General features: G+C 47.0%; 15 protein-coding genes. 7 read left to right on the top strand and 8 right to left on the bottom strand.

All coding sequences use genetic code 11. The annotated features are described in order from the left end of the window. Positions 1-26 precede the first annotated feature (26 nt). Together ACMHKJ_RS17665 and ACMHKJ_RS17660 are read right to left on the bottom strand one after the other, a co-directional pair. Entirely contained in the window at positions 27-458 is a 432-nt protein-coding gene (locus ACMHKJ_RS17665; protein ID WP_413495987.1) for a carboxymuconolactone decarboxylase family protein, read from the bottom strand. A gap of 145 nt (positions 459-603) precedes the next feature. Beyond that, a complete protein-coding gene (locus ACMHKJ_RS17660; protein ID WP_413495985.1) occupies positions 604-948 on the bottom strand; it encodes a DMT family protein in 345 nt (114 codons plus the stop codon). Positions 949-1,195: 247 nt separating this feature from the next. Here ACMHKJ_RS17660 and ACMHKJ_RS17655 point away from each other — a divergent pair, with 247 nt between their 5' ends. Next, complete coding sequence (locus ACMHKJ_RS17655; RefSeq protein WP_413495983.1) at positions 1,196-1,636, top strand: hypothetical protein; 441 nt, start codon at positions 1,196-1,198, stop codon at positions 1,634-1,636. 8 nt (positions 1,637-1,644) lie between these two features. Here ACMHKJ_RS17655 and ACMHKJ_RS17650 read toward each other — a convergent pair whose 3' ends face one another. Further along, on the bottom strand, positions 1,645-2,538 hold the full coding sequence (locus tag ACMHKJ_RS17650) for a LysR family transcriptional regulator (RefSeq protein ID WP_413495982.1): 894 nt from the start codon (positions 2,536-2,538) through the stop codon (positions 1,645-1,647). Positions 2,539-2,631: 93 nt separating this feature from the next. Here ACMHKJ_RS17650 and ACMHKJ_RS17645 point away from each other — a divergent pair, with 93 nt between their 5' ends. Beyond that, complete coding sequence (locus ACMHKJ_RS17645) at positions 2,632-3,168, top strand: DMT family transporter (protein WP_413495980.1); 537 nt, start codon at positions 2,632-2,634, stop codon at positions 3,166-3,168. 127 nt (positions 3,169-3,295) lie between these two features. Here the strand turns inward: ACMHKJ_RS17645 and ACMHKJ_RS17640 are convergent, their stop codons facing one another. Beyond that, positions 3,296-4,210, bottom strand: a complete 915-nt coding sequence (locus ACMHKJ_RS17640) for a DMT family transporter (protein WP_413495978.1) — start codon at positions 4,208-4,210, stop codon at positions 3,296-3,298. A gap of 122 nt (positions 4,211-4,332) precedes the next feature. Here ACMHKJ_RS17640 and ACMHKJ_RS17635 point away from each other — a divergent pair, with 122 nt between their 5' ends. Continuing rightward, a complete protein-coding gene (locus ACMHKJ_RS17635) occupies positions 4,333-5,223 on the top strand; it encodes a LysR substrate-binding domain-containing protein (protein WP_413495976.1) in 891 nt (296 codons plus the stop codon). Between the two features lie 20 nt (positions 5,224-5,243). Further along, a complete protein-coding gene (gene aac(6') / locus ACMHKJ_RS17630; RefSeq protein ID WP_413496059.1) occupies positions 5,244-5,684 on the top strand; it encodes an aminoglycoside 6'-N-acetyltransferase in 441 nt (146 codons plus the stop codon). A gap of 49 nt (positions 5,685-5,733) precedes the next feature. Here the strand turns inward: aac(6') and ACMHKJ_RS17625 are convergent, their stop codons facing one another. Then, a complete protein-coding gene (locus ACMHKJ_RS17625; protein ID WP_413495974.1) occupies positions 5,734-6,291 on the bottom strand; it encodes an SMI1/KNR4 family protein in 558 nt (185 codons plus the stop codon). Positions 6,292-6,293: 2 nt separating this feature from the next. After that, positions 6,294-8,492: an ornithine decarboxylase gene (gene speC / locus ACMHKJ_RS17620; protein ID WP_413495972.1), complete on the bottom strand. Its 2,199-nt coding sequence runs from the start codon at positions 8,490-8,492 to the stop codon at positions 6,294-6,296. 510 nt (positions 8,493-9,002) lie between these two features. Between speC and ACMHKJ_RS17615 the strand changes: the two genes are divergently transcribed. After that, a complete protein-coding gene (locus tag ACMHKJ_RS17615) occupies positions 9,003-11,639 on the top strand; it encodes a T6SS effector BTH_I2691 family protein (RefSeq protein WP_413495970.1) in 2,637 nt (878 codons plus the stop codon). Next, on the top strand, positions 11,639-12,703 hold the full coding sequence (locus ACMHKJ_RS17610; RefSeq protein ID WP_413495968.1) for a DUF6708 domain-containing protein: 1,065 nt from the start codon (positions 11,639-11,641) through the stop codon (positions 12,701-12,703). The genes ACMHKJ_RS17615 and ACMHKJ_RS17610 overlap by 1 nt, the downstream gene beginning before the upstream one ends. Before the next feature lie 29 nt (positions 12,704-12,732). Here ACMHKJ_RS17610 and ACMHKJ_RS17605 read toward each other — a convergent pair whose 3' ends face one another. Beyond that, entirely contained in the window at positions 12,733-13,521 is a 789-nt protein-coding gene (locus ACMHKJ_RS17605; RefSeq protein WP_413495967.1) for an SDR family NAD(P)-dependent oxidoreductase, read from the bottom strand. Between the two features lie 68 nt (positions 13,522-13,589). Here ACMHKJ_RS17605 and ACMHKJ_RS17600 point away from each other — a divergent pair, with 68 nt between their 5' ends. After that, positions 13,590-13,958: a MerR family transcriptional regulator gene (locus ACMHKJ_RS17600; protein WP_413495965.1), complete on the top strand. Its 369-nt coding sequence runs from the start codon at positions 13,590-13,592 to the stop codon at positions 13,956-13,958. A gap of 87 nt (positions 13,959-14,045) precedes the next feature. Here the strand turns inward: ACMHKJ_RS17600 and ACMHKJ_RS17595 are convergent, their stop codons facing one another. After that, the gene (locus tag ACMHKJ_RS17595; protein WP_413495963.1) at positions 14,046-15,605 is read right to left on the bottom strand and encodes a methyl-accepting chemotaxis protein; all 1,560 of its coding nucleotides are present in this window, start codon (positions 15,603-15,605) and stop codon (positions 14,046-14,048) included. Between the last annotated feature and the right edge of the window lie 177 nt (positions 15,606-15,782).

The following is a 15,782-nucleotide window of genomic DNA, read 5'->3' as shown; positions in this document are numbered from 1 at the left end:
CCGGCGCGTGGTGGTTGTTATCCCTGTTACTGACGCAGGCTGACAGCCACCCGGTTAAATGCATTCATCAGCGCAACCGCAATGGTCAAATCACTCATCTCTTCATCAGAAAAATATGCTTTAACCTTTTGATACAACGCATCATCAGTTTGCTGCGCTGACAGGTGTGTAACTGATTCTGCCCATAACAGGGCGGCACGTTCACGGTCAGTAAACCGCTCACTCACCTGCCAGCCCGCCAGTGCATCCAGTGTTGTCTGCGGCACTGATTTTTTGCGCAGGGCACTGCTGTGCATCTCAAGGCAGAATGCGCAGCCGTTAATCTGAGAAACACGCAGGTAAACAAGTTCTGTTAACTCCGCACCCAATGCGCTGTTTTCCAGCGCATTTTTACAGGCTATCAGGCCTGAATATGCCGCAGGGCTGAGATTCGGATACTGTAAACGTAATTGTGACATGGCTGGCTCGCTCTTTATAAAAGGTCAGTAATATCCGGTAAACCGGAAGGAACAGTATAATAACTGTATATAAGAACAGTCACGTACTCATGATATGGATAAATTCACAGTATCGTTATCATAAATGTGTGATGCGCGGTTACGTTTAAAACGGCCCTTTAAAAATAAAAAATGCGCCCACAGCAATAAAACCAAAGCCGACAAGGTGATTAAGCGTAACGCCCTCCCCCAGATACATCACGGAAAAAACCATAAACACACAAAGTGTAATCACTTCCTGAATGGTTTTCAGTTCAGCGGCACTATAATACTGATGCCCCAGCCGGTTCGCCGGAACGGCCAGGCAATACTCGGCTAGCGCTATCATCCAACTGAAAAAAATTACAGCGTACAGCGGTTTATCTGTAAATTTCAGGTGCCCGTACCAGGCAAACATCATAAAAATATTGGATAAAACCAGAAGAATAACGGGAAAAAACTTTGCCAGCATGGGGAGATCCGTCAGAGGAGAAGAGTTGCGTTTCTCTATTTTACGCTGATATTTGCAGTAATTCGATATGCATGCATTTATAATTATTTCGAAATGTAACTATCCCGCCATGCACTTTAAAATTTGCGTTATACACGCATTCAGACCTTTATTCTTTCTGTTAATTTCAGGAAGATTGATCCGGACAGATTGTACGACCATGGATAACCACTTACACTAATCACATGTAAAAATAATTATTCTATATATGCATTTACTTACTCTTATTTTATTATTCATTTGTTTGACCGGTCATGCTGCGGCTGTCCCGCTGAACGGGTACTACAAATGCGAAATATCACCCGGTAGTTACCAGAAAACACAAGGTGTTCTGCGTGACTACTATTTTACGGATAAACAACGGTATTCTGTCGTTCTTTTTCAGAACAACCGGTTTATCGTACTCGATACACACCCGGCGCCTTATCAGTCTCCGCCGCTTACCCCTATTCAGCAATTTGCAATGATGTCCAAAGATGATTTGCAGGAGATCGGCGAAGATACACTGGTATATGCTAAAGTTCTTGGCGGTCTTGCCTATTTTACGCCATCAAAACACCGTTTTGTATTCGGATTTGCCAAACGCGGTGGCGGCAATAACGGAGCATACCTGCTGGAACTGATAAACTGTCACAGCATTAATCAATAGCTTGCTTATCAGTTACATACTTTCATAACCGCTTCTCTCAACCAGCTCAATGCCTCGTCCCCGTCACTTCGCTGATGCCATAACATCTGAAAATTTAGTGGTGCAATCACCAGCGGTGGTGCAAATACCTGCAATGACTCACTAATATTATCCGGTAACGCGCGCTGTGCGACCGTCAGAATTAAATCCGTTCCCTGTGGTAACTGTGATGCAATCTGCCAGTAAGGTATTGAAACCGCAACACGCCGCCGGTAATTAAGCAGTTGTAACTGCCGGTCTATCTCATTGGCTTCATAAGGTTTCATACTCGCCAGAATATGAGGATGGGAAAGCCAGTCTGCCATCGACATTTTCCCCTCTGTGCAATACCGTTTATCCGCCACACTGACCATGGTGTCCGTAAAAACAGTTTGTGTGCGCAGTGTGTAATCCGGCGCAGCAAAAACCCCAAACGCGAGATCGAGGCTGCCTTCCTGTAATTTACTCTGCATCTCCTCCCGGTTGCCCTGCCAGATTTGCAGATTCACCGCAGGCGCGCTGTCACGCAGATAGCGGATAAGCTTCGCACACAAAATAGCCGCACCATAATCAGACATAGCAATATTAAAGCGCCGGGCGCAATTTTCCGGACGGAAATCCTGCTGCGCTATCAAATCATCAAGCTGCCCTAGCGCCTGTGTCAACGGTGCATAAAGCGCTTCCGCCTTGCTGGATAACTGATATTGCCCCTGCCTGCGGATAAGCAGCGGATCCTGAAATAACTCACGCAACTGATTCAGTGTATGACTGACCGCCGGCTGGCTGCGGTGCAATGACACCGCAGCACGGCTGACATGGCGCTCTCTCAGTAACGCATGAAGCGTAACAAGCTGATTTAAATCCAATTTCTTTATATTATTCATATGGCGAATAGTACTCTATAAAATTGATCATTTCCCGCCCCGACAGAAACACCCTATGATAGATGTTAACAAAACGTTAATCGGGAGACAACGATGACAACATTATCTTTATCAGGTATCGCCCTGATTATCTGTGCTTTTTTTGCCGGTGCTGTTGTACCGGTCCAGGCTGTCAGTAACGCAGTATTAGCGCGCAATCTGGGACACCCGCTGTGGGCCAGCCTCGTTTCATTATTAATCAGTATTATTGTTTTAGCACCGTTATTATTAATATTTAAAGTACCAAAGCCGGTATTAAGTACTGAACTGCTGCATCAGCCACTCTGGATCTGGCTGGGCGGAATAGCGGGAATGCTGTATCTGACCTCCGCCCTGATCCTGGTACCGAAAATCGGCGGGATCACGTTTTTCGTGATGGTGATTGCCGGTCAGTTGGTGATTTCCGCACTGATTGAGCACTTTGGTCTGTTTGGTATGCCAAAACAACCGGTTCAGATAGCGAAGCTGGCAGGGATAGGTCTGGTGGTCGCAGGTGTGTTAGTGATGCAGTTTGCAGGCGAAAAAAAACCCCGTGATATCAATAACGGGGCAGGAAAAAGCACACAAGTCGAACAAATAATAAAAAGATAGGTTTGTGCACCCAACATCATTCAGAATGCAGGCAGGCGGCAAGCTCTGACCGCCGGGGAGCATACCCGGCGGGCTGAGAACAGCCAACGAACCTGCAGTTTGAATGAATAAGGGTATGTCCGGAATTTTACTGCACTGCTTCAGTATCCTTCACCGCTTCCGGACGGCGTGAAGGACGCTGTAATAAAAAGACCCCGCTCATTATCAGTACCATTGACAACACTTCTGTCAGACCAATCGGCTCATTGGCAACCGTCACCCCGGCAATCAGTGCCACAACCGGCGGAATATAGGTCACAGAGGATGCAACTACCGCGCCCAGATTGAGGATCAGATAATAATAGGTCAGATACGCAATCCCGGTCCCGAGCAAGCCCAGCCCGATAATCAGCCCGAGACTGGCGGTAGTATCCTGTGCAATCGCGGTTATCCCGGTAAACGGCGTGATAAAGGTTAAAATCAGCAGCGCCAGACCAATCTGATAAGTTGCCAGCGCCGGAGGAGCAATTTTTTTATCTGCCAGAAATTTTTTGGCATACACAAAAGAGATCCCCACACTCAGTGAGCCCAGGATCATATAACCGACACCCGCAAGACTGATACTGTCCCCGCTGACCTGCCACGGTTTGGCGATAAGAACCACACCGGCAAACCCCAGCAAAATCCCCCCCAGCCGCCCGGCGGTGATTTTTTCCTGCCGCAGAAAAACAGCAGCAACAATAAACGAAAACAACGGAATCGCCCCGCTCAGCACACCGGAAACACCGGAGAGCAGCAGTGACGTACCGGAGGCAAATGCCCAGTAATAAATTACCGTTGCCAACAGTGCCATCACCAGGAAATGCCCCGTATAACGCAGATGCGATTTACATAATGCTTTTTGTGTCCACGCCAGAATCGCTATCGGGACAAAGCCGAACAGAACCCGCAGAAAGACAATTTGCACCGGGGTTATCCACTCACTCGCCCAGCGCATAAACACAAAATTGGTACCCCAGATAATGCCCAGAAAGGCAAATGCCAGTGCTGTTTTGTTATTCATTTGTTCATGACTCCCTTTACTCTCCTTTTTCTGATGGCGCTATTGTTCAAAATCAGCGGGTGTGTTACAACCGATTTAAATTCGCTTATGAAATAATAAAACTATTCCATGGATGTTGTTCTATGAATGCTTATCCGCCGATGAAAGCCTTGCTGGCATTTGAAGCCGCCGTACGTCTCGGCAGTTTTATTAATGCCGCTGAATCTCTGCATGTAACGCCCGGTGCGGTCAGTCAGCAGATCAAAAAACTGGAGGAAGAGCTGGGTGTCATGCTCTTTTACAGGGAGATCCGCAAACTGACCGTGACGGAAACAGGACAAAAATACTATCGCTTAATTCTGCCTGCACTGGCGCAGATCCGCAGTGCGGGTGAAAAAATCCGTTACCGCGCACACCACCAGCTGACGATTTCTATGCCGCCCGGGCTTGCCGCAAAATGGTTCTCTCCGCGGATGAGTGATTTTGTCAGGGCTTTTCCGGGGCTGGATCTTCATCTGAACGCCACGGCAGAGCTGGTTTCGCTGGAAACCGATAATGTGGATTTAGCGGTCCGTTATTGCAGCCATTCACAGGTACAACCGGGTTGGATACAGCTGACTGATGCACCATGCCGCCTGTTTTGTCATCCGGATTACGCAGCGCGTTTTGCACTCAAGGTCCCGTCAGACCTGACAAAGGTAACATTGCTGCACACCACGCTGTATCCTTACTGGGATGCCTGGCTGAAGCAACATGCGGATATAGTGCCCGGGGAGACACCTCTTCCCGGCGGGCTGCATTTTGATCAGATCCTGCTGGCCATTGATGCAGCAAAACATCAGCAGGGGGTGCTTATCGCCAATGATTTTCTGGTGGAAGATGAACTGGCGCAACAGACGCTTCAGCCGCTTTTTCCGGATCTCACCCGGCAGCCCGGCAAAGGCTTTTATCTGCTGCGCAACCGCCACAGTGCAGATCCTGCGATGGTCAGTGAGGTCAGTGACTGGCTCCATCACACCTTTATGACTTACTGAGGGAATAATATATGAATACAATTATTATTAAGTATAAACATGATGTTACCGAGCAAGAGTGGCTGACATTGCGCAGTGAATTATGGCCGGATTGCCCGGCACAAAAACATATCGATGGAATCAGGGATATTATCCGCAACCCTGCACTGAATGCCTTTTTCCTGTGTACAGGAGATTCTCCTGCGGTTGCTTTTGCTGAGGCTGCGATACGCAAAGATTATGTCAACGGCTGCTCCACCTCTCCCGTCGCTTTTCTTGAAGGAATTTACTGCAAAGAAGCAGTACGGCGTCAGGGATTTGCCGGGCGGTTAGCCGGGCAGATCAAAGCATGGGGAGCAACAAATGGCTGCAGTGAGCTGGCATCCGACACCTCACCGGAGAATACAGCATCACAACAGTTACATCAGGCGCTTGGCTTTCGTGAAACAGAGCGGGTCATCTTTTACTGCCAATCAATCTGACCGCTGCCGGCGTCGTCGTCATCACACCACCGGAGCCGGTCAGAATTGTTCAGTTACTCTGTTTTCCCCGATCAGCGATCAGTTTCATCATATCTTTCTGGCGAACCGCCAGTTCCCGGATCTGCTCTGTATAGCACCCGGCAAAATCCTCCGGCAGCGGCGTTACTTCCCCTGCGGAGACTTCAACCATTGTCCCGGTTTCATCTATGCCCCAGACAACATTACCGTCACCGATAATCTTCATCAGTGGTATAATATCCGTCACTTCATAATCCATAAGTTGCTGATATACAGATGTTATACGTGCCCACTCCGGTAATTCTTCTGTATCCATACCCAGAAGCACAACGCCGCGCCAGAATGTCCATGCCGGACCAACAGAATATACTTCCGCTTCCGGCCAGAACTCTTCACGCGCCATCACACACAGCCCGTTGGTGCGCTGACAAAATGCCGCATATTCTTCGGGAACAGGAAAACCCGCCAGCGTGTCAATTGCCGCAACCGTTTCTTCATCCGGTGCCGGTGCCGCTACCACCTGAAAATATTCACTGTCTAACTCTTCGAGAATTTCCCATATCCGCTGGTGAAATTGTTCTGCCGTCATAATTAATTTTCCTTTTTATCATGAATAACATACGCATACACGCGAAAACGCCCGTGTTCATCCCGTTCAGAATAAGCGCCCTGTAATTCCGGAGCAAAGCCCGGGAAACGGTCTGCTGTCTCTTCCAGTGCCAGAAAATAGTGCTGAACAGGCGCTTCCCATACTTCGCCGGGCACCACACACAATACCCCCGGCGGATACGGCAGCGCCCCTTCAGCCGCAATACGCCCGGAAATATCCGCCACCGCCACCCGCTCAGTATTGCCACGGATAAATTCGGTATGCGCCACTTTCGGTGACATCCGCACCGCCGGGAAATGAGTGCGCCGGAACATCTCTTTCTGCCGCTGCTTTACATTGTGCCGGACAAATAAATCATGCATTTCCTGACATAACTGCCGCAGTGTATATTCCGTATAGCGTTCCGGATATGTGCGGCAGAGTGACGGCAGCACGTTTTCCAGCGGGGCATCCGCATTCAGTAATTGCTCAAAGCAGGCAATCTGTCTGACCAGATGCTGCATTTTTTCTGTTGTTTCTGCCGGTGTCAGTAAAAATAAAATGGAATTAAGGTCGCATTTCTCTGCCACAATATTATTTTCCCGCAAATAATACGCCAGTATTGTTGCAGGCACACCAAACGCCTCATATTCCCCCGTGCAGATATCCACACCAGGGGTGGTCAGCAGCAGTTTGCAGGGATCGACAAAATACTGATCTTCCGCATACCCGTCAAAGCCGTGCCAGCGCTCACCCGGGATAAAATTGAAAAATCGCCGGTCTGAGGCGATAACCCCGGTTTCCGCATCAGCCCACGGGCGTCCGTTTACCGTTTCCGGGATAAACGGGCGGATAAACTGACAGGTGCGCAGCAACAGTTTACGCGCCTCAATCCCGGTTCTCACACACTCCGCCCACAGGCGTTTCCCGGACTCCCCCGCATGCATTTTCGCATTCACATCCAGCGCGGCAAACAAGGGGTAAAACGGGCTGGTGGAGGCATGCATCATAAACGCGTTATTCATCTGTTTATGAGAGACATACCGCGCCTGTCCTTTGATATGACGGTCTTTTTTATGGATTTGTGATGCCTGGGAGAAGCCCGCCATCTGTTTGTGAACGGATTGAGTAACCAGAATACCGGGGTCATTTTCATTCAGCGCTAATAGTAACGGAGAGCACATCTGCATCATCGGGATAAACTGCTCATATCCCACCCAGGCAGAGTCAAACAAAATGTAATCACACAGGGAACCAATGCTGTCCACTACCTGACGGGCGTTATATACCGTGCCGTCATAAGTACCAAGCTGGATAACCGCCAGACGGAACGGACGCGCCTGTGTTTCCCGCCCGGGGGCAACTTCCGCAATCCGCGCCCGCAGATAATCCTCATCAAAACAGCGGGCATCGATCCCCCCGATTAACCCGAAAGGATTACGGGCAGCCTCCAGATACACCGGGGTTGCTCCCGCCTGAATCAGTGCGCCGTGATGGTTTGATTTGTGATTATTGCGATCAAACAATACCAGGTCGCCGGGCGTCAGCAGAGCATTGAGTACCACTTTATTTGATGAGGACGTACCGTTGAGCACGAAATACGTTTTGTCGGCATTGAATACCCTTGCCGCATGTTGCTGAGCTGCACAGGCCGCGCCCTCGTGGATCAGTAAATCACCCAGCGCGGTATCTGCATTGCACAAATCAGCACGGAAAATCGCATCACCGAAGTAGTCCGCAAACTGACGCCCAGCGGGATGACGGCGGAAGAACTCCCCGCCCTGGTGACCCGGACAGGCAAATGAAACCGGATTTTGCGCGGTATAATTCATCATACGCCCGAAAAACGGCGGCGGCAGCCCGTCACTGTATGCCTGTGCCGCCTGTAGCAACACCTGCGGGTAAGCCCGGTTATCCTCTTCATTCAGATTAATAACCCCTGCAATCCCCTGCGGCAATGAAGTAAGTACGGCATTGTCTTTGCCGATCATCACAAAAACCGGCTGACCAAACCCCTGCTGTTCAATACGCCGGAACTGTCCGTTTTCAATATCATCTGTTGTGATAAGGCACAGCGCCACATCAGTAAAATCACACTCTGCAAGGGAAACCACCTCACAGGATATCTCTGTCAGGTCAGTGAGCAACGTGCGCAGGAGAGTACTGCAAAGAGAGCTGACAGCGAATTTTTTATTTTTCATAGCGATCCGGCATGATAATTATCCCTGACACAGGGTGTCAGCGGAAAAAAAAGAAACGGGTATTTTCAGTAATAATACGGCGGTAAACAGAAATTACAGAAGGAATGACCTGTTAAAAACATTCAACAAAATTCTGTTCCATCTGATTCTCCGGATAATAGCCAGGCAGATACGGCGGCTTCCTCAGTCAGGATAAAACAGGGATTGTATGCCCCCTGTTGCTTCCGGAATATGAAATTTGATTATAACTTTCTTATTTCAGGGGAAACAAACAAATAACGTTAACCAAGCTTAATTTTCTCTCTGACATAATCACCAATCTTTAAATACCCTTATTACAACAAAGCAGGCTTATCCTTTATACCGCAAAAAATGACATTACTAAACAAGCGATACAAACGGTAATAAATTTACCATTTGAGCATAGCAACGGCCAACTTAAGGTAAATATTAATATGTTCACATAATGATAATGGTACAATAACGTTAACTAATCGGATAAGAGATGAAATGATGGGTAACTTACAAGCACAAAAGAATAAAGGATGTAATTTTTGTCAACGATACGGCCTCCCAATCCTTCTTGTACGACCTGCCGTCATGGAAAAAAATGATCACTTACCTGTCATGCCTGAAACTATCGAAAACAAGGTTATCGCTCAGGGAGAAACTGCATACACATTGCGCTTATTACGTAGTGGTTTTTTATATATCCGGGATGAATTTGCGAATAGTTGGATCAATTATTTTGTAACAGAAAAAGGTTATTACTACCCATTACAAAACAATCAGGATGTCCCGGAATCAGTGACGAATGGCAAAATAAAACCATGTATAACCGAGCCGTCAGAACTTGCCCGGGCCTCATTGATTACTCTGCCGGTACTGCCGCCACCAATGAAAAATGATCTATTCTGGTTAGCCTGGTCAGAAGTCGAATGGACTGATTCAGTACGAAAAAAGCATGAAGATAAAGCGTATCGTGAACAGTATATGCAACGATTCGATTTAGATAAATGGCTGCACAATACAGAAGAAAAACAAACACTGCCAATCACAGCCCTTCAGGATACAGTTGCAGAATACAGTCGAGGCACCCAAAAAAATAATATTAAAGCCTGGTCTCCAACCCCTTTGGAAAAAATGAATCCCATGGCAGGAATAACATTGCAGCAAGCTGCAAATGATTTAATGCCGGGAAAAGGCGCTATTGTTGTATTACAAGATCCCCCGGCTCTTGCTCAGGATCTTGCAGCACTAATGAATCACCGGCTTGAAACTCATTTTGAAAAGCATCCGAAATATGAACGTGGGCTTGCCCTTTCGGCTTCACTGGAGATGCTGAAAGAAGCACTGTGCGCACAATACGCGCGTGACAGAATCAGTGAAGGCATGCAGTTCGAAAAAGATGCACGGCAAGGCATTGCGGTTACAAGCGGTATTATATCACCCTCATTCGCTGCCACTCATGCTGATTCAATCCATAATTTAGTGAATCAATCACTAAAAACCCAAATAGATATTTATTGGGCAGGATATGAAAAATATATCGACAGAGAAAAACAAACCGCATTTTTAGCGGATTACAATAGCAAACTGTCAATGTATAAGCAGCAGGTCATCACCCCCATGGTCACCATGTATTTGGCGCATTTTAAAAGTCAAATCATGCTGGATTATTTTAATCATAATTTTGACCCGAATGATATTAACAGCGGAGCATTGTTCACGCAGTCAATCCTGGATTGTATCAGCGGAATGCAAGACAAAGAAGAAATACAGCAGTTTGTTCAGGCTCAGCTTGCCACCCCTGAAGTATCAGAAAGTAACCTTCTTTTGCGTGCTGCATTATTAAATCAGACCCTCTGGATAGACAATATTACACAAGCCATATCATCTGATAGTGAATATGAAGATTTACCCTGGTATAGGCTTGCCGAAGGCTTTAAAGATATCGCTAACCACAACCTGTTACAAATTCAATTAATTTCAGAGAAATATTTTAATTCACTCAGTAGCTTTCTGCTGAAAACCCTGAACAATGCAATTAATAAAGCCCCTTTGCCGATATTAGTCTCAATGGCATCCATGGACGGTAAAAAGTTAGTCCGTATCAGTTATACCGGTGAGCGTAAACATTTTATCACTGCGGCAGTAGAACAAGTCGCATCAATGACCGATCTCGACAGTAAAGCATCCCATCAGCAAATCAGACATTATTTAGAAATTGAAGAAAGCCGGGGACGAATATCAGGACTACAGCTTGACGGAAAACAGGAAGGTCGTTTTTTCTTAGCGGTCGATGTTAATGATGCAGAGTCATCAAAAAATAGTCCAAAACCAGTACGCTCCCAGGTTGCAGTAAAAGCGTTCCGCTCTGCAGAACAAATCCGGGAAACCGTATTTCCGACAGAATGGCGCAGAAAATTATCGCTCGCGAAAGGAAACACTATTAATAAACTGACAAATGATGCTGCACAATCTCTTCCCTTTTCGGGATGTGTCCTTTCAGTTATGCTGCAAATTCATGTTCTGTGGAAAACCACTGATGATGCAATGAAAGGGCAGGTCAATAATACCGAAGTGGTGACCAAATTTATTGCCAATATTATTTCTGCCGGAGGGGCATTATTAGATGCAACGGAGCGGGTTATTTTTAAATTTCATACACTTCGGCTAAAATCATCAATACGGTTAAATTATGGTCGAATTAAACTTGTCAAATTAGCAACGTTTCTTAAAAACGGAATACGTTTTTGTGCCTGGTTTGGAGCGGTCGCCGTCGGGTGGGATATCTATCATTTATATGATGAATTTGCGAATAAAGAAAATAATGTATTAGGTACTGCTTATATAGCATCGGCTACCGGTGGGTCAATGCTATTTGTAGCCTCATTATCACCGGTATTTTTAGCCTTCCTGGGACCTGTCGGATTACTTATTGCCCTTACCCTGGTTTTTGGTTCAGCCATTTTTATTGGTATTCACAGCAAAGATGATATTCAAAAATGGCTATCTGCATGCTTGTGGCGAAAAATTCCTGAAAATGAAAAAACAAAAGGACGCCCCCCCGAGATATGGATGGACAGGCTGATGGAAATGACGGAATTAGCCAATATTATTGGTTACACGCAGGAGAGTGCGTGATGGCAAAACTACATCGGGTCGGATTATTAACCCCCTTTACCGTCAACCGACCGTTAACACGGCAGGAAAAACAGCACCACTACCGCCAGGGGAGAGTCAAAAAACACGAAGGGGAAGCCGCTGTTATCGACTTTGAGACTGTGATTACCATGAACTCTTCCTATCTGGAGGTGGTTGATAATAATTACGCCAATCTCGGACAAGTATCATCCCTTTTGATGGTTTTCGAGATAATGATCATAACTCTTATTATCGCTATAATTATTAATGCCGCCTTAATTCCTATTTTAATTGTAAGTGTTATGTTTATACCGCTCCTCATTCTTTTTGGTAAATTTCTTTTAATGGAGTGGTTTCGAAAAACGCATTATCCGGTTCGCTTTAACCGCAAAGAGCAGCTTGTTCATGTCTACCAGACAAACAATGACATTATTACCGTTGGGTGGCGCGATATCTATTTTTCCACCTATGAATTTCAACGTAATTATTGCTTAGTGGGTCACCTCTTAGATAACGATAATGAAACTGTGCTGAATACGTTTGGCTTTGGGCATACCGGTTCCAAATTAGCCTTAGACCATTATTGGGAGTTTATCCGCTGCTATATGGAAGAAGATTGCCTGAAAGAACTGGCTGATACTGTCATTCTCTGCCCGCCGATAGCACAAAAAAAAGAGAGTTATACGTTTGGTTTACAGTATATAGTCAGAATGGACTCCCGTTTAGAGTGGCCATTTGCCGTTTTAATGTTTCCCATCCATTTAATGGAAAGTATTGCCCGCACTATCGCAATGAAAACAAGCAAAATTCCGCAATGGTCACAAGATGTTCTTGATGCCTGTATCGTCAGCCCTGACGACCCCATTAATGTCAATGCAGAAAAAAACCCGCAAAACCTGTGGCAGTATGTACTTGCTAACGAAAAGATTGAGGTTTATCAGCCCCGCTATGACAGACAGGAATCGGCTAATTTACGTATCCGGGAAAAACTGGAAAACAAAAGAAAATCTCTCCGCGATAGGGATGGACAGGCGGAAAAACCGCCGGGATGGCGGTCATCATAGCATGAGAAACACCGGACATTACACCCTGTTTACGGCGTTATTTTCTGGTTTGCGCGGCTGTTTTCCGCATGGGAAAAACGGGTATCGGTCAGCTGAAAACTAAACTCATCGCGGTCAATCATGCCGGTAATATTATCTGAGTCATACAATGCAAGGGCAAACTCCGCCATCTGTTCGCTGGTATGGTAGCGCCCGAAAACCGTGTCATAATCATACGAGTCCACCTTATTTGCCACCTGTCCAAACGCAGTCTGTGTCGCCGCCGGTGCCAGAACTTTGGCACGCAGTTTTGCTCCGCTGCGGACAAGTTCCCGCGCCAGCCCTTCCGTGTACGCGCTGACAAAGAATTTCGACGCGCAATAGGTGACCGCTGACGGAACAATCGTGTAGCCCCCCGCCGAGCTGATATTGATAAGCTGCGCGCCATCAACATGCTGATAATCCTGTACATACAGCGCGGACAGAACCATCAGCGCATTCACATTCAGCGCGATCATTTTTTCCGCCTCTGCGACAGGCTGCTCCGCCACACTGCCGTAATAACCAAAGCCGGCATTATTGATCCACGTAATAATGGTCAGTTCTGACAGAGAATGATAAAGCACCGCCGCACTGCCGGATTCTGATAAATCACACACCCGGATTTCTACATTCACCTGCGGGTTAAGTTGCATCAACTCTGCTTTCAGTTCCTGCAATATGGCTTCCCGCCGCGCCACCAGCACCACACTGCTACCCCGCAGGGCAAATGCCACAGCCAGCGCCCGCCCGATACCGGAACTTGCGCCGGTGATCACCACATAATTCTGATTGTTCATACAAACCTCCTTTGACATTAGTCAGCGGAGCGTAAAAGATAGAGTGAACTCAAGGTCAAGAGGTTTGTATGTATTATTCAATCAGCCAGTTTTCTGTATTAACCGGTTTTAGTATCCATACCCTGCGGTTTTATGAAAAAGCCGGCATTCTGGCGCCTTTGCGCCTGGAAAATAATCACCGTAGTTACTCCGCCCGTGATGTCGAATGGATAACCTTTATTACACGACTGAAAGAAACGGGTATGCCGCTGAAAGAAATAAAATATTATGCAGATTTACGGGCTCAGGGAGATGAAACCGCACAGGCGCGCATGCTGTTATTACAGGAGCACAATGAGACATTGCGCCAACGAATAGCGGTACTCAATGAAAGTGTTCAGCACCTGGATAAAAAAATCAGTTACTACAATAAGTTACTTAATCCTGACACAAAATAACCACAGACAAAAACCGCTTTTATCGCTCTGTCGCACAATACAGGAATCACTGTGCCGCATCAGGACACAGTGACAACTATAGCGCCGTCAATCCGTGGCGGTAAGACGAAATCTTTCCACTGAGTTTTGCAACGTCTGAGTCTGTTGCTCCAGCCCTGCAGCGGTTTCAGATACTTTTGCGACCAGTGCCGCATTTTGCTGTGTAACCGTATCCATCTGAGTGATCGCTGTTCCGACCTGCAATATTCCCTTGGTCTGCTCATCTGAGGCAACCGCAATCTCTTTCATAATAGAGGTCACTTCTGTTGCCGCCCGGACAATCGCTTCCATCGTTTCGCCGCCACCGGCAACTAACTCAATGCCCTGATCAACACGGGAAACAGCATTAGCTATCAGCCGCTCAATCTCTTTTGCCGCATCCGCACTACTGCTGGCAAGATTGCGCACTTCTCCGGCGACCACCATAAAACCGCGTCCGTGAACACCCGCTCTTGCCGCTTCAATCGATGCATTCAGTGCCAGGATATTCGTCTGGAAAGCAATACTGTTAATCACACTGGTAATTTCGGCTATTTTCCGTGAACTATCAGAAATATCATCCATGGTACGGATAACAGACGCTATCATCTCATGCCCCTGATGCGCCGTTGAGGAGGTCACTTCTGCCAGTTCACTGGCATGCCCGGCATTATCTGCATTCAGTTTAACCGTGGCCGTTATCTCTTCCATGCTCGCCGCTGTCTGTTCCAGCGCGGCAGCCTGCTGCTCGGTCCGTGAGGAAAGATCAGTATTGCCGCGCGCAATTTCAGCCGCACTCTCTCTCAGAGTATCACTGCCTTCACGGATAGAATGAACGGCATCGCGCAGACTGCTTTGCATCTCACTGAGCAACGGAAACAATTTGCCCACACAGTTGCGACCGGCGGCCTCACTTTCCACCTGCTGACTGAGGTCGCCGCCGGCTATCCGGCGAAAATGCTGACGCACGCTCATCAACGGACGCTGCATCATAATAACAAGATATCTGTCGGCAAAAATCAGCACCAGAAGGCCGAAAAGTGTTCCGGCAATAATGACTATTCGCGTGGCGGCCATCCGCTCATCCACCAGCAATCGCGTTTTCTCTATCTGAGCATCTGCTACCTGAATATATTCTACCGTTGCCGTACCAAAATCCCGGCTCAGTTGCGGTGTCACATTATGGGACTGATTGCGGTATGCGGCGATATCGCCCTGCACCGCCAGTTTCATCTGCACTTTAATACCCTCATCAAGCAGAGCCTGCCAGCGGGCAATAATATTGTCAGAAACCTGCGGATCCATAGGGCCCGGTGAGATCTCTTTCATCTGTATCAGGCGCTGCTCCATATTTTTCAGCGCTTCCTCAGATTGTGCAAAATCAGGTTTTTCACCTTCTGATTTTCTTTCCATCTCACGATTTAACCGGGAGACAAACCGGAAATATTGATCATTTCCCTGATTTAACACAGTCAGTTGCGTGACTAACTGGCGATCGGTCGTATTACCTGCGGATACTCTCGACAGCGACCAGTCACTGTAAAAACTTACACATCCTAATGTCAGGCACAAAATACCGAGTATCGACAACATGACGAACCGGATGGACAAATTTCGAAGTATCCACATACAATTTCCTTTATGGTGCGATAAAATGATCTGAAGAGGCTATACAGATCCTGTTATCGGCAGAAAATCTGAAAGGTATACTTTTTTATTATTGTTATGTTATCAATAAATGTGTTGTTTTTAACAATGCAATATGCCCTGGATCTGAGGTCAATGAAGAACGCTATCCTGTTGTTA

It is taken from the genome of Morganella psychrotolerans (assembly GCF_965118875.1).
In the GTDB taxonomy this organism is placed as follows: Bacteria; Pseudomonadota; Gammaproteobacteria; order Enterobacterales; family Enterobacteriaceae; genus Morganella; species Morganella psychrotolerans_C.
The sequence above is the reverse complement of the archived record's forward strand: the minus strand, read 5'-3'. Positions and strand labels throughout refer to the sequence as shown.

What these genes read in the sequence shown, in the direction of transcription:
- ACMHKJ_RS17595 (WP_413495963.1), bottom strand. Translation starts at nt 15,605, where the DNA reads ATGTGGATACTTCGAAATTTGTCCATCCGGTTCGTCATGTTGTCGATA.
- ACMHKJ_RS17650 (WP_413495982.1), bottom strand. Translation starts at nt 2,538, where the DNA reads ATGAATAATATAAAGAAATTGGATTTAAATCAGCTTGTTACGCTTCAT.
- ACMHKJ_RS17635 (WP_413495976.1), top strand. Translation starts at nt 4,333, where the DNA reads ATGAATGCTTATCCGCCGATGAAAGCCTTGCTGGCATTTGAAGCCGCC.
- ACMHKJ_RS17615 (WP_413495970.1), top strand. Translation starts at nt 9,003, where the DNA reads ATGATGGGTAACTTACAAGCACAAAAGAATAAAGGATGTAATTTTTGT.
- ACMHKJ_RS17655 (WP_413495983.1), top strand. Translation starts at nt 1,196, where the DNA reads ATGCATTTACTTACTCTTATTTTATTATTCATTTGTTTGACCGGTCAT.
- ACMHKJ_RS17645 (WP_413495980.1), top strand. Translation starts at nt 2,632, where the DNA reads ATGACAACATTATCTTTATCAGGTATCGCCCTGATTATCTGTGCTTTT.
- ACMHKJ_RS17665 (WP_413495987.1), bottom strand. Translation starts at nt 458, where the DNA reads ATGTCACAATTACGTTTACAGTATCCGAATCTCAGCCCTGCGGCATAT.
- ACMHKJ_RS17640 (WP_413495978.1), bottom strand. Translation starts at nt 4,210, where the DNA reads ATGAATAACAAAACAGCACTGGCATTTGCCTTTCTGGGCATTATCTGG.
- ACMHKJ_RS17605 (WP_413495967.1), bottom strand. Translation starts at nt 13,521, where the DNA reads ATGAACAATCAGAATTATGTGGTGATCACCGGCGCAAGTTCCGGTATC.
- ACMHKJ_RS17610 (WP_413495968.1), top strand. Translation starts at nt 11,639, where the DNA reads ATGGCAAAACTACATCGGGTCGGATTATTAACCCCCTTTACCGTCAAC.
- ACMHKJ_RS17600 (WP_413495965.1), top strand. Translation starts at nt 13,590, where the DNA reads ATGTATTATTCAATCAGCCAGTTTTCTGTATTAACCGGTTTTAGTATC.
- ACMHKJ_RS17625 (WP_413495974.1), bottom strand. Translation starts at nt 6,291, where the DNA reads ATGACGGCAGAACAATTTCACCAGCGGATATGGGAAATTCTCGAAGAG.
- ACMHKJ_RS17660 (WP_413495985.1), bottom strand. Translation starts at nt 948, where the DNA reads ATGCTGGCAAAGTTTTTTCCCGTTATTCTTCTGGTTTTATCCAATATT.
- speC (WP_413495972.1), bottom strand. Translation starts at nt 8,492, where the DNA reads ATGAAAAATAAAAAATTCGCTGTCAGCTCTCTTTGCAGTACTCTCCTG.